The organism is Azonexus hydrophilus (genome assembly GCF_001956855.1).
Lineage (GTDB): Bacteria > Pseudomonadota > Gammaproteobacteria > Burkholderiales > Rhodocyclaceae > Azonexus > Azonexus hydrophilus_A.
Map to the genome: position 1 here is coordinate 830,163 of NZ_MTHD01000001.1, position 12,530 is coordinate 842,692.

Annotated in this window: 13 protein-coding genes and 1 pseudogene; 11 read left to right on the top strand and 3 right to left on the bottom strand. The window is 56.1% G+C overall.

The genetic code is table 11. From position 1 onward, the window contains the following. Positions 1–51 precede the first annotated feature (51 nt). The 7 genes from flhB to motD are packed head-to-tail and all read left to right on the top strand — an operon-like array spanning position 52 to position 7,880. Positions 52–1,185, top strand: a complete 1,134-nt coding sequence (gene flhB, locus BJN45_RS04075; RefSeq protein WP_076092280.1) for a flagellar biosynthesis protein FlhB — start codon at positions 52–54, stop codon at positions 1,183–1,185. Further along, positions 1,186–3,270 carry a flagellar biosynthesis protein FlhA gene (flhA, locus tag BJN45_RS04080; protein WP_076092282.1) on the top strand — a complete coding sequence of 695 codons (2,085 nt, stop codon included), beginning with the start codon at positions 1,186–1,188 and terminating at the stop codon, positions 3,268–3,270. Further along, a complete protein-coding gene (flhF, locus tag BJN45_RS04085) occupies positions 3,267–4,703 on the top strand; it encodes a flagellar biosynthesis protein FlhF (protein ID WP_076092284.1) in 1,437 nt (478 codons plus the stop codon). The genes flhA and flhF overlap by 4 nt, the downstream gene beginning before the upstream one ends. Continuing rightward, the gene (locus BJN45_RS04090) at positions 4,696–5,583 is read left to right on the top strand and encodes a MinD/ParA family ATP-binding protein (RefSeq protein ID WP_076092556.1); all 888 of its coding nucleotides are present in this window, start codon (positions 4,696–4,698) and stop codon (positions 5,581–5,583) included. Before flhF ends, BJN45_RS04090 begins: the two co-directional genes overlap by 8 nt. After that, entirely contained in the window at positions 5,583–6,338 is a 756-nt protein-coding gene (locus BJN45_RS04095) for an RNA polymerase sigma factor FliA (protein WP_076092286.1), read from the top strand. Before BJN45_RS04090 ends, BJN45_RS04095 begins: the two co-directional genes overlap by 1 nt. After that, positions 6,331–7,071: a flagellar motor protein gene (locus tag BJN45_RS04100; RefSeq protein WP_076092288.1), complete on the top strand. Its 741-nt coding sequence runs from the start codon at positions 6,331–6,333 to the stop codon at positions 7,069–7,071. The genes BJN45_RS04095 and BJN45_RS04100 overlap by 8 nt, the downstream gene beginning before the upstream one ends. Continuing rightward, the gene (motD, locus tag BJN45_RS04105; protein WP_076092290.1) at positions 7,071–7,880 is read left to right on the top strand and encodes a flagellar motor protein MotD; all 810 of its coding nucleotides are present in this window, start codon (positions 7,071–7,073) and stop codon (positions 7,878–7,880) included. The genes BJN45_RS04100 and motD overlap by 1 nt, the downstream gene beginning before the upstream one ends. A gap of 13 nt (positions 7,881–7,893) precedes the next feature. Here motD and BJN45_RS04110 read toward each other — a convergent pair whose 3' ends face one another. The 3 genes and pseudogenes from BJN45_RS04110 to flgA form a co-directional block, all read right to left on the bottom strand. Next, positions 7,894–8,358, bottom strand: coding sequence for a flagella synthesis protein FlgN (locus BJN45_RS04110; protein WP_076092292.1), 465 nt, complete (start codon positions 8,356–8,358; stop codon positions 7,894–7,896). Beyond that, positions 8,358–8,537: pseudogene (gene flgM, locus BJN45_RS18235) on the bottom strand (flagellar biosynthesis anti-sigma factor FlgM); the annotation flags it as partial. The pseudogene flgM and the gene BJN45_RS04110, both read right to left, overlap by 1 nt. A gap of 161 nt (positions 8,538–8,698) precedes the next feature. After that, complete coding sequence (gene flgA / locus BJN45_RS04120; RefSeq protein WP_076092294.1) at positions 8,699–9,367, bottom strand: flagellar basal body P-ring formation chaperone FlgA; 669 nt, start codon at positions 9,365–9,367, stop codon at positions 8,699–8,701. A gap of 96 nt (positions 9,368–9,463) precedes the next feature. Here flgA and flgB point away from each other — a divergent pair, with 96 nt between their 5' ends. Genes flgB through BJN45_RS04140 form a run of 4 tightly spaced genes read left to right on the top strand, consistent with a single transcriptional unit; the run spans position 9,464 to position 12,518 of the window. Continuing rightward, a complete protein-coding gene (gene flgB / locus BJN45_RS04125; RefSeq protein WP_076092296.1) occupies positions 9,464–9,874 on the top strand; it encodes a flagellar basal body rod protein FlgB in 411 nt (136 codons plus the stop codon). 12 nt (positions 9,875–9,886) lie between these two features. After that, entirely contained in the window at positions 9,887–10,303 is a 417-nt protein-coding gene (flgC, locus tag BJN45_RS04130) for a flagellar basal body rod protein FlgC (protein WP_076092298.1), read from the top strand. Positions 10,304–10,327: 24 nt separating this feature from the next. Beyond that, entirely contained in the window at positions 10,328–11,008 is a 681-nt protein-coding gene (locus tag BJN45_RS04135) for a flagellar hook assembly protein FlgD (protein WP_076092558.1), read from the top strand. Between the two features lie 13 nt (positions 11,009–11,021). Beyond that, on the top strand, positions 11,022–12,518 hold the full coding sequence (locus BJN45_RS04140) for a flagellar hook protein FlgE (protein ID WP_076092299.1): 1,497 nt from the start codon (positions 11,022–11,024) through the stop codon (positions 12,516–12,518). The last annotated feature ends 12 nt before the right edge of the window (positions 12,519–12,530 follow it).

The window sequence follows — 12,530 nt, forward strand, 5'->3', positions numbered from 1 at the left end:
AATTTTCTTGGTTTTTTTCTATAATAGCCACAACTTTGTTAGATAACGGTCATGGCTGAAGATAGCGATCTCGAGAAAACTGAAGAGCCTACCGGCAGGCGGATCGAGCAAGCTCGGGAAAAGGGGCAGATTCCCCAGTCCCGCGAGCTCGGTACGTTTCTGGTGCTTATCGTCGCTGCTTCGACGTTGTGGATGATGGGTGGGTGGTTCATGGAGCGAGCCATCGAGATCACCCGCAAGGCCTTTTCTTTCGAGCCGCGCTACATGCATGAACCGGCAATGATGGTGCCGCGCCTGGCCGAAGTTTCCGGGGATGCCTTTTTCCTGTTTGCACCCCTGTTCGGTCTGCTGGTTCTGGCCTCGGTCTTGCCTCCCTTCTTTTTGAATGCCTGGGTTTTTTCACCTACTGCTCTTGTTCCTGATATCAAGCGAATGAATCCGCTCGCTGGTCTGGGTCGGATGTTTTCCTGGAACAGTCTGATGGAACTCGGCAAGGCTATTCTCAAGGCGCTTCTGGTCGGCGGTGTTGCCGTCTTGCTGATATCAAGTCAGCGTGACGAAATTTTCGGCCTGCTGGCCGAGCCGCTGGAGACGGCTCTGGCGCATGCAGGCAGGATGGTTTTGTTCGCATTTCTGATGTTGGTTCTGACGCTGTTTCTTGTCGTGGCGGCGGATGTGCCCTTCCAGTTATGGCATTACTACCACAAGCTGAAAATGACCAAAGATGAGGTCAAGCAGGAAATGAAGGAAATGATGGGCGATCCGCATGTGAAGGGGCGGATTCGCAGTCTGCAGATGCAGGCGGCAAGACGGCGCATGATGCAATCTGTGCCTCAGGCAGATGTGATCGTGACCAACCCAACGCACTTTTCCGTAGCTCTGTCATACAAGGCCGGAATGGCAGCGCCCAAGGTGGTGGCCAAAGGGACGGGGGCGGTTGCCATGAAAATCAGGGAAGTCGCTGCCGAGCACGCCGTCCCGACACTTGAGGCCCCGCCGTTGGCGCGGGCGCTGTACAAACATGCCGACCTCGACAAGGAGATTCCTGCTGCGCTTTACAACGCGGTTGCCGAGGTGCTCGCCTATATCTATCAGCTGGCTCAGTGGCGACAGGCGGGTGGTGCTTATCCGGTGCCTCCCCGGCAGTTGCCGGTGCCCCCTGAACTTGTTCCGGAGGCTGCATAAATGGCTGCAGGTTCCATGGGTATTCAAAGTCTGTTCGGCCGTTTGAACGTCATCCAGATGGCGTCGCCGATTCTCATCCTCATGGTCTTGTCCATGATGGTGCTGCCGCTGCCGCCTTTCATTCTCGACCTGCTGTTCACTTTCAATATCGCAGTTTCAGTGCTGATCCTGATGGTTGCGGTCAATACCCGGAAAACGCTGGATTTCTCGGTTTTTCCGACCGTTCTTCTGGTGACCACCCTGTTGCGTCTGTCGCTGAATGTGGCGTCGACGCGCATCGTTCTGCTCGAGGGGCATGGCGGGACCGATGCTGCGGGCAAGGTTATCGAGGCTTTCGGGCATTTTCTGGTTGGTGGTAATTTTGCTGTCGGGATCATCGTATTCCTGATTCTCGTGGTCATCAATTTCATGGTGATCACCAAAGGTGCTGGTCGTGTCGCGGAAGTTTCGGCGCGGTTTACGCTGGACGCGATGCCTGGCAAACAGATGGCGATCGACGCTGACCTGAATGCCGGTTTGATCGGTGAGGATGAGGCACGGCAGCGGCGGTCGGATATTTCCCGCGAGTCGGAGTTCTACGGCTCCATGGACGGTGCGTCGAAATTCGTACGGGGTGATGCGATTGCCGGCATCATCATCACGCTGCTCAATATCGTCGGGGGGTTGATCGTTGGCATGGCTCAGCATGACATGCCGATCGGTGAGGCTGCCAGGGTCTATACCCTGCTGGCGATTGGTGATGGTTTGGTTGCACAAATTCCCGGGTTGGTGATTTCTATTGCTGCCGGCCTGGTGGTTACGCGGGTATCCGATGAGCGCGACATGGGGCAACAGTTTGTTGCTCAGATATTCAGCAATGCCAAAGTGTTGGGCATTACGGCAGCAATCATCGGGTTGATCGGCATCATTCCAGGAATGCCCAATCTTGTGTTCCTGCTGATTGGTGGTTCCCTCGCCTGGTTTACTTGGAAGTTAGCCAATACGCAGCAGCGCGTCGTCAATACGCCGGTCAAGGTTGCTCCTCCCTCGATGCCCGAAGCACTTGATGCCAGCTGGAATGATGTGGCGCCTCTGGATGTGCTTGGGTTGGAAGTCGGTTACCGCCTGATTCCGCTGGTCGACAAGTCGCAAGATGGTGAATTGCTGCGCCGTATCCGCGGTATTCGCAAAAAGTTTGCCCAGGAGGTCGGTTTTCTCGTGTCGCCAGTACATATCCGCGACAACCTCGAATTGAAGCCGAATGCCTATCGCATTCAGCTCAAGGGGGTGGAGATTGGCTCGGGCGAAGCGTTTTCCGGGCAGTTTCTGGCAATCAATCCTGGGCGCGTGGCTGGTACGCTGAATGGGACTGCAACCAAAGACCCGGCTTTCGGCTTGCCAGCCATCTGGATTGATGCTTCACAACGCGATCAGGCACAAGCCTATGGCTACACCGTTGTAGATGCCTCGACGGTCGTTGCGACGCACCTCAATCACCTGATTCTGACGCATGCCGGTGAATTGCTGGGGCGACAGGAAGTGCAACAACTACTGGATCATCTGGCGAAAGAAATGCCGAAGCTGGTCGAGGACCTCGTACCCAAGGCCCTGTCCTTGGGTGTCCTGCAAAAAATCCTGCAGGGCTTGCTGGAAGAAGGCGTCCATATCCGCGACATGCGGACGATCATCGAAGTCGTCGCAGACCACGCAACGCGTACCCAGAATGCGGACGAACTCATCACCCAGGTACGTATCGCGCTCGGCCGGGCAATCGTCCAGCAGATGTTCCCGGGTACCGGGGAAATGCAGGTCATGTCGCTCGATCCCACGCTGGAGCGACTGCTCGCCCAAGCAGTCGCCGGTGGTTCGGAGAATACAAGTTTCGAACCCGGACTGGCCGATACGCTAGTGCGCGAAACTGCAGCATCGGCAGGGCGCCAGGAAAGTCTCGGCTTGCCGCCGGTGCTACTGGTTCCATCAAGCCTGCGCTTGCTTCTATCCAGATTCCTGCGTCGTACTGTTCCTCAATTGAAAGTGCTGTCGCACAACGAAGTTCCAGAAAATCGAATCATCAAGGTGACCTCGATCATCGGAGGTAAAACATGAACGTCAGAAAATTCATCGCCGCCAACGCCAGGGATGCCTTGCGTAAAGTCAAGGAAACCCTGGGCAATGATGCGATCATTCTGTCCAACCGTGGAATTCCGGGAGGCGTGGAAATCATGGCGGTCGCTGCGCGCGACATGGCAATGATCGTGCCGACGCAAACCGGAGAAATTGCCCCGCCACCGGTCGAGCGCAAACCTCAGATAGCCGATGACGAAGATTATCGGGTGCTGCTCAGTTCTGCGCGTGCCAGGGTTAGTGGTGCAGCGTCCGTGCCGTCCCCTTCTGCTTCCGCGTCAGTGGCACCACGTCCGGCAGCTCAGCCACAACGTCCTGTGGGTCAGGTGAACGCCGGCATACCTCGGACCGGAGCGCTTCGGAATGGCGAGATGCCTCGCCCGCAAATGTCTGGCGCGATACCGGCAAGGCCGGCGCCTGCATCCCAGACTCAGGCAACTGCCACACGAAAAGTGGAGGCGGAGGTCGTCCCGCAGGTGGTGATGGACGAAATACGCTCCCTGAGGAAAATTGTGGAGCAGCATCTTGCAGGGTTTGCCTGGGGGGAAGCCGCACGTACGGAGCCGGTCAAGACCGAGGTTCTGAGACAGATGCTGGATGCAGGTTTTTCGCCCCAACTGGCGCGTGATTTGCTTGCTGATCTGCCGCAGGAGATGGATAGCGTCCAAGCCATGGCCTGGGTCAAGGGGGCTGCTGATCGTTCGCTTTTGACGGTAGGCAGTGAAAGCGACATCGTTGATCGTGGTGGTGTCTATGCACTGGTAGGACCGACGGGGGTCGGTAAAACCACAACCACCGCCAAGCTGGCTGCCCGTTGTGTGTTGCGTCATGGTCCGAGCAAGGTGGCGCTGGTGACTACTGACGGCTACCGGATCGGCGCGCACGAGCAACTGCGTATTTACGGACGTATCCTTGGGGTTTCGGTTTATCTGGTCAAGGATGCGCTGGAGTTGCGCCAGACGTTGTCCGAACTGCAGCACAAGCACATGGTCCTGGTTGACACCATGGGGATGAGCCAGAAAGACAAGCTGGTGCCCGAGATGACCGACATGCTGGCAGGTTGCGATGTGCAGCGCTTGCTGTTGCTTTCATCCACTTCGCGTGGCGATACTCTGGACGATGTGGTGCGTGCCTATTCGGGTGATAATCTTGCCGGCTGTATTCTGACCAAGATTGATGAGGCGGCCAGTCTTGCAACGCCTCTGGATGTCATTATGCGGCATGGACTGGCGCTGTACTACGTCTCGAATGGTCAACGTGTTCCGGAAGACCTGCATCTGCCGAACCGTGGCTATTTGCTGCATCGCGCATTCAAGGATGTGCCGGAAACCTCGCCCCACAAATACAATGGCGTCGAACCCGGTCTGATGATGGCCAATGCTGGCATGCTTGCAGTGGGAGGCCGTCGTGGCTGATTTTCGGGTTGATCAGGCGGCTGGTCTGCGTCGCTTGCTTGGAGGCTCGGGTTTGCAGGTCATCACTTTCGTTGCTGGCTGCGAGGGGGTCGGGCGAAGTGTGACTGTGGCCAATCTTGGCGTGGCACTGGCGCGCCTGGGCAAGGAAGTGCTGATCATCGACGAGCATGTTCCTGGTGACGATATCGCTGCATCGTTCGGTCTGCAATCGGCGCATGACCTGCTGAACGTGGTTCAACGTGAGTTGCTCCTGACGCAGGTGCTGTTGCGCCCGATGAACGGGCTTTCCATCTTGCCTGCGGCCAAAGCCGCCCGGAAACTCGGTCGCCTGTCACTGCATCAACAACAGACGCTGGTTGATGCGATGTCTGGCCTGGAGCGTTCGATCGATGTCATCCTGGTTGATGCCAGCATGGCACACCCAAACGGGTTTTCACCATTCGGCCTGGTGTCCCAGGAGACGGTAGTGGTCTTGTCCGGAAATAGTGCATCCATAACCGAAGCCTACGCACTGATTAAAAAAGTTAGTCACGCTTTTTCGCGCCGCCATTTCCGGATCCTGGTTAACAAGGTGCGCAGCCAGGCTGATGCGCGATCGATCTACGAAAATATCGCCCAAGTGGCGACCCAGCGTGGTGTAGCGACGCTCGATTATGCGGGGGCTATTCCTTTGGACGAATCATTGCGGCTATCCAGCCAGTTATGCCGCCCTGTCCTTTTTCAGGCGCCGGATTCACCATCGGCGACAGCGTTCCGTGACCTTGCCGCCGATCTGCAGTACTGGCAGCAGAGTCAAGGCGAGCAAGGCGGGGTCGAACATTTCCTCCAGCAACTGCTACACTTGAGCCAACGTATAACACCGAACGTATTAAGAGCCTGATGTACACTGCAGCGGGGCAGCCAGACCGGAATGAGTTGGTTCAGCGCTTCGTGCCGCTGGTGAAGCGTATCGCCTATCACCTGATGGCGCGGTTGCCAGCTAATGTCCAGTTTGATGATCTGGTTCAGAATGGCATGCTTGGCCTGCTCGATGCTATAGACCGTTTCGAGGAAGGCTTTGGTGCGCAGTTTGAAACCTATGCGACGCAGCGCGTGCGTGGTGCGATGCTTGATGGTCTGCGGGCCAATGACTGGCTGCCACGCAACATGCGGCGAGAGTTACGGCGGATAGAGCAGGCCATCAATCAGCTGGAACATGCACACGGCCGTGCTCCTTCTGAACAGGAACTGGCCGATGCTCTCGGGATGACTCTGACTGACTACCAGAAGGTGCTTCAGGACGCGCGAGGTCATCAACTGGTGTACTACGAAGATTTCGGCGGTGATGATGACGAGGACTTTCTTTCGCGTCATTTCACGGATTCTGAAGGCGATCCAGCGGGAATACTAGAAGACAAGGATATCCGCGAAAATCTGGTTCGTGCGATTTCCCGCTTGCCGGAGCGCGAGAAGCTGATGATGGCGCTTTATTACGAGCAGGATCTCAATTTGCGGGAAATCGGCGAGGTCATGGGGGTCACCGAGTCCCGTGTCTGCCAGTTGCACAGTCAGGCGATTGCCCGTCTGCGAGGGCAGCTGGTCGGCGATGTCCAGGTCGCCGTCAGCAAGCGCCGCAAGGAGAAGACGCTTGGATAAGATCAGCATAGCCGGCCTGCTTCTCGGGTTGGTTGCAATCATCGGCGGTCAGATACTGGAGGGGGGGCACGTGGGCTCGCTGGTTCAGCCAACCGCCTTGCTGATCGTCCTTGGCGGGACGCTGGGGGCGGTGCTGCTGCAAAGCCCGTTTCATGTTTTCAAGCGCGGTTTGAAAATGACCAAGTGGGTCTGGGTGCCACCAGTCATCGAGCAGAAGCGGACAATCGACCAGATACTCAACTGGAGTCAGTTGTCGCGCCGCGAGGGGTTGCTGGCGCTGGAGAACTTCATTCCTGGCATCAAGGACGAATTTACCCGGAAGGGGCTGCAACTTCTGGTGGATGGAGCCGATCCGGAGCGTATTCGGGAGCTTCTGGAAGTGGATATTGATACCTTTGAGGATGAATGGCGCCAGTCTGCGAAGATATGGGAATCTGCCGGCGGTTACTCGCCGACCATCGGAATTCTTGGCGCAGTCATGGGGCTGATTCACGTCATGGAGAACTTGTCCGATCCGACCAAACTGGGGCCAGGTATCGCGGTGGCCTTTGTCGCAACGATCTATGGGGTTGGTCTGGCCAACCTGATCTATCTTCCGATTGCCGGCAAGCTGAAGTACTACATATCCAGGATGGTTGCATCACGTGAAATGATGATCGATGGTCTGGTTGGTATTGCGCTTGGTGACAACCCGCGCATCATCGAAAGTCGCCTGAAGGGTTATTTGCGCTGATGGCCCGCCGGAAGCGACGGGAAGAAGAGCATGAAAACCACGAGCGCTGGCTGGTTTCCTATGCGGATTTCATCACCCTGTTGTTTGCATTCTTTGTCGTGATGTATGCAATTTCTTCGGTCAACGAAGGAAAATACAAGGTTTTGTCCAACTCGCTGGTTAACGCCTTCAAGAATACAACCGGTGAAATTGGCGGGCAGCCGATGGCGATCCTGCAAGGGGCCCCAATTTTGCCGCCGAAACCAGTGACCAAGCCTGATCGTCTGATGGAGCAGCAGAAGCTTGACGAAACAAAGGCGGTCAAGCGGGAAAAAATGCGCGATGTTGCCGGAGACATCATGCAGGCCTTGCAGCCACTAGTCGCCCAAGGCAAGGTTCGGCTGCTTGAAACCAGCCGCGGCGTCACGATTGAAATCAATGACAGTATCCTGTTTTCCCTGGGGCAGGCGCGTCTGCAGTCGGAGTCAATCAATGCATTGCAGGCGGTGGCAATTGTGCTCGCCGATTCGGACTTTCCCATAACAATTGAAGGGCACACCGACAATGTGCCTATTGCGACGGCTCAGTTTCCTTCGAACTGGGAGTTGTCGGCAATGCGGGCCACAACCGTGTTGCGTTTATTCAATGACGCAGGCGTTGGTGCCGAGAGGTTGACTGCGATTGGTTACGGCGAAACGCGACCGGTGGAAACCAATACCAGCATTGAAGGGCGTGCGCGGAATCGTCGGGTCAGCATCCTGATAGACTCCGAAAGACCGGAAGAGCCCACCGAATTGACCAGTCAGGCCTTGGTGCAGCCTGCTCAGTAAATGACTGGCGGGGTCAGGCGGAGTCGACGATGCGGCTGCCCGTGCCGCTTGCCGCCTGCCCATTGCTGCCGTAGAGCGCGGCTTCCTTCTGGCGTTGAGTCAGGATGTCTATCGCTTCGGAGGTCTTGCTCAGATGCATCGCGATCAATTCGCCGTTCATTTCGTGCAATTGCCGTGCTTCCCTGGCGAGATCAAGAATCTCTTCCCACAGCAAGCGAGCGGATTTTTCTGCAGGGTGGCGTAGCAACCAAGCTTTCATTTCTGCCTTGCCGTTGCCGGTAGAGCTTGCCGCAATGAATGCGCCTCTTGCCGCTTCTGCGGTGTTGAGGGTGTCAATCAACTCAAGCTTGGTCTGGTTCAAGACGCTCAAGGTCTCGGCAAGACCCTCAACGAGAGCAGATTGCTCTTCGCGAAGGAGATCCAGAAAACGGGTTACCAAACCCTTTTCTGTCTCGAGTAACTGCTGCAGTTCCGACATCAGGCCTTGCGCTGGCTGTTGACCAAATCTCGGGCAGTTTCGATCAGCCCGTCTGCGATCGATTCCGGATTGATCTTGAAGCGGCCCTGAGCAATCGCATCCTTGATTTCCTGGATTTTTGTAGCGTTGACCGGTGGTTTTTCGGTGCCTTGGGTCGGGGCGGCCGGCGCGCTCAGACTGACTGCTTCAGCGGTGCGAGCAGCATTGTCGGCAGTTTTCTGGGGGGGGGGGTGGTACGCAGTGGCGGCGACTTGAAGGTCGAAGTGTCGATTTTCATGATTGAACTCGCATTACTTTAAGTGTTGTTCGATATTACGGTCACTGCGGCTGAAACTTTAGCTCAATTTGCCAAAAGAATGGAGCCATCCTGTTGTGCAATGCCACTCAAGGTTTTTCCTGAGAGCATGCGGGCACGAGCGAGTTCACCTTCCGCTGCATTGTTCATTGCCTTGCCATCAGCTTTGACGAGAAAGCCCGGGCCGCGGGAGACAACCTTGACATTTTGCCCTTGGCGAATAACCAGAGGGGCCTGCAGTTGATCAGCACGCAATGCTTGTCCGGCGCCAACTGAGTTGCGCAGGGTCTTGCCGATAGCGCGGTCGATACTGATAACTGTGCCTGTGGGTAGTGTGGACAGGTCGCCGGAGCTGATAACCAGGTCGCTTGCCCGCAACGTTTTGCCCGCCAGCAACGAGCGACTGGTGCGTACGTAGTCGCTGATGATCGAAATGCGTACGGGAACCAGGATATTCCAGTTGGCTGATTCTTGGCAGCGTACCCCGATGTGGGTGCGTCCAATAGTGCGGGTGTTGGGGGGGGTATAAGTTTCCAGGGTGGCGCATGGAATCAGACGGCTGGTATCGATCGGGTCTGCAGCAATGCGGATTTCTCCCGGCTGTCCCTCGACCAGTTGCCGGGCGTGCCGTTCTGCGGCTTCGATGACCGGATTCGCTTCGCTCGCCCAAAGGGCTGGGGCTGCGAGAAGAAGGAGAATGGTGCGAACTATCATGGCGTGATTGTGCCCCAGCTTTGTTAATGCGCGAAACCAAAATCCTGGCATGAACCATGCTTTTATAACGTCAGATTTAGATCAGAAAGGCATGAGATGGCAGATTACAGCAGTCACTTCGGGGTTTACAGCAAGGCGCTCGATTTGCGTGCTCAGCGCCATCAGGTGCTTGCCTCCAATATCGCCAATGCCGATACACCCCAGTACAAGGCTCGCGATTTTGAATTCTCTTCAGCCATGGCGAATGCAATGGCCGGGCGCGAAGCGGGTGGTGCTCTGACTATGGCAACCACGGCGCGTGCTCATATCGCTGGCAGCGGCAGCACCGGGGCAGCCCACTTGCAGTTTCGCAGTGAGACGCAATCGGCTGTCGATGGCAACACAGTCGACATGGATGTCGAAAGAGCCCAGATCGCCGAGAACGCCATTCAGTACCAGATACTTACCCAATTGATCGGTGACAAGTTCAAGGGGCTGCGCACGGCAATGAGCAGTACCCAAGGTTAACGGAGAAAAATCATGAGTCTTTTCAACGTCTTTCAGGTTTCCTCCAGCGCGATGACCGCGCAGTCGATGCGCTTGAACACCGTCGCTTCGAATCTTGCAAATGCGGACAGCATCGTCTCTTCGGACGGGCAGCCGTATCGGGCCAAGCAGGTTGTCTTCGAGGCAACTCCGATGGGGGGCGCCGGGGAGATGTCGAAAGGAGTTCGCGTGCGAGGCGTGGTTGATAGCGCGGCGCCTCCCCGGATGGTCTATGACCCGAAAAACCCGGCTGCAGACGAAAAGGGCTACGTGGCCTTTTCCAACGTCAATGTGGTTGAGGAAATGACCAACATGATTTCCGCGTCGCGTTCATATCAGACCAATGTTGAAGTCATGAATACTGCCAAAAGCCTGATGCTGCGGACCTTGCAGATTGGTCAGCAAGGCTAAACAGATAAATTCTAGGAGTTGATCATGTCCAGTGTTTCCAATACCACCTCAACTACGCCGGCAGATTTGTTTGCGTCCCTGGCGGGCAAATCCGAAACCAAGGCAAGCGGTGCGGCTGCCGATCTTGAAGGCCGCTTTCTGACCCTGTTGATGGCTCAGATCAAGAATCAGGATCCATTGAATCCGATGGATAACGCCCAGGTGACCAGCCAGATGGCTCAGTTGAATACGGTCAGCGGGATCGAGAAGCTGAATACCTCGATGACTCAACTGCTCAATGGATACAACGAGGCGCAGGGGATGCAGGCGGCAGCGATCATCGGCAAAAATGTCATGATTGCCGGCAACAGCTTGCCGCTTGCCGATGGCAAGGCCTTCGGCGGCATAGCGCTCGTTGGAAATGCGGATTCGGTCAAGGTGACCATCAAAGACGCCAGCGGCAAGGAAATACAGACCGAAGAGCTCGGTGAGCACAAGGCCGGGACCTTCTACTTTGCCTGGGATGGCAAGGACGCTGACGGCAATGCCGTGCCTGATGGCAACTATTCTTTTAGCGTTACTGCGACTTCGGGTGGAAAGGATATTGAGGCTGCCACTGCGCAGGTTGGCACGGTTTCTGCTGTTGTAAGAGGGAAGAATGAATTTCTCCTTGATCTTGGCGGCATGGGAATGGTGCCGATCAAGGACGTGCAGCAGATACTCTGAGCGAGGTTAGAAAATGGCTTTCCAGCAAGCACTCAGCGGCCTGAACGTGGCCGGCAAGGCGATTGATGTCACCAGCCACAATATTTCCAACGCAAGCACGGTTGGTTACAAGGCAGCGTCGGCGCATTTTTCGGACGTCTATGCAGCATCCCTCAGCGGTGCCGGCGCCAGCCAGGTTGGCATCGGGGTTAATCTGGCAGCAGTTCAGCAGCAGTTTACGCAGGGTAACATCACTGCCACGAACAACCCGTTGGACATCTCGATCAACGGTTCCGGGTTTTTCCGGATGGATAGTAATGGTGCGACGACGTTTACACGCAATGGCCAGTTCCATCTCGACAAGAACGGCTACATCATCAACGACCAGTCAATGCGTTTGACCGGTTATGCCGCGCTGTCCGGGATCATCGTCCCGTCTACGCCAATGCCCTTGCAGATATCCTCTTCCGATCTGGCTCCTGTAGCTACCGGCACCAATGACAGCAGCACGTTTCGAGGCGTCAAGGCCGTTCTGCAGCTCGATTCTCGCAGCGTAGTGCCGGAAATTCCATGGGTGGACGCGGCGGTGCCGACTGGCGCAGATATCACTGCCGGTGTCACGGCTAGTGGTGGTACGGCAGGTCAGGCAACTGCTGGTGCTACTGCTTATGATGCGGCGATTGCTGCCAGCAGTACCCAGGCGGAAGCTTCCCAGGCTGCCTACGACGCGGTAATCGGTGCTGGTGGCTCTGTGCTTGCAGCAACCGCTGCACGCACGGCGGGGATGAGAGGTGCCAATTATACGCCGGACCCGCAGTCCTACAACTATTCCACTGCTCTTTCGATTTTTGACAGCCTAGGTAATGCCCATACCCTGACGATGTTTTTCGAAAAAACTGCAGCTTCTGGCGAGTGGAATGTCGCATTCAACGTGGACGGTACCAGTAATCAGTATGTTACGGTGACGCCGGCCAACGCACTGCAGTTCAATACCTTGGGGCAGATTGCCAGTGGCAACCCAATGAGCTTGCAGATCGATTTGAATAACGTGATGGGAGCGCTGGGGACGACCAACGGAGCCGATCCGGTCATAAGCTTCGAAGTTGACTTCACCGGAACAACGCAGTTCGGTCGTCCATCCGGTACCAACCGCCTGGAACAGGATGGCTATACGGCAGGCAATCTGATTGGTCTTGCTGTTGGTAACGACGGTGTGATCCTCGGTCGCTACAGTAACGGACAAAGCTTCGCCCAGGGACAGGTTGTACTGGCCAACTTCACGAATCCAAATGGCCTGCAGTCCCTAGGTAATAATCAGTGGGCCGAAACTTCGACTTCGGGGCCGGCACTGGTTGGTGCTCCGAATACTTCAAGTCTCGGTGTACTTTCATCGTCCACGGTTGAAGAGTCGAATGTCGATCTGACATCGGAACTGGTGAATCTGATTACCAATCAGCGTAACTACCAGGCCAATGCACAGTCGATCAAGACCCAGGACCAAGTGCTTCAGACGCTGGTCAACCTGCGTTAAGTGTGACGGGAT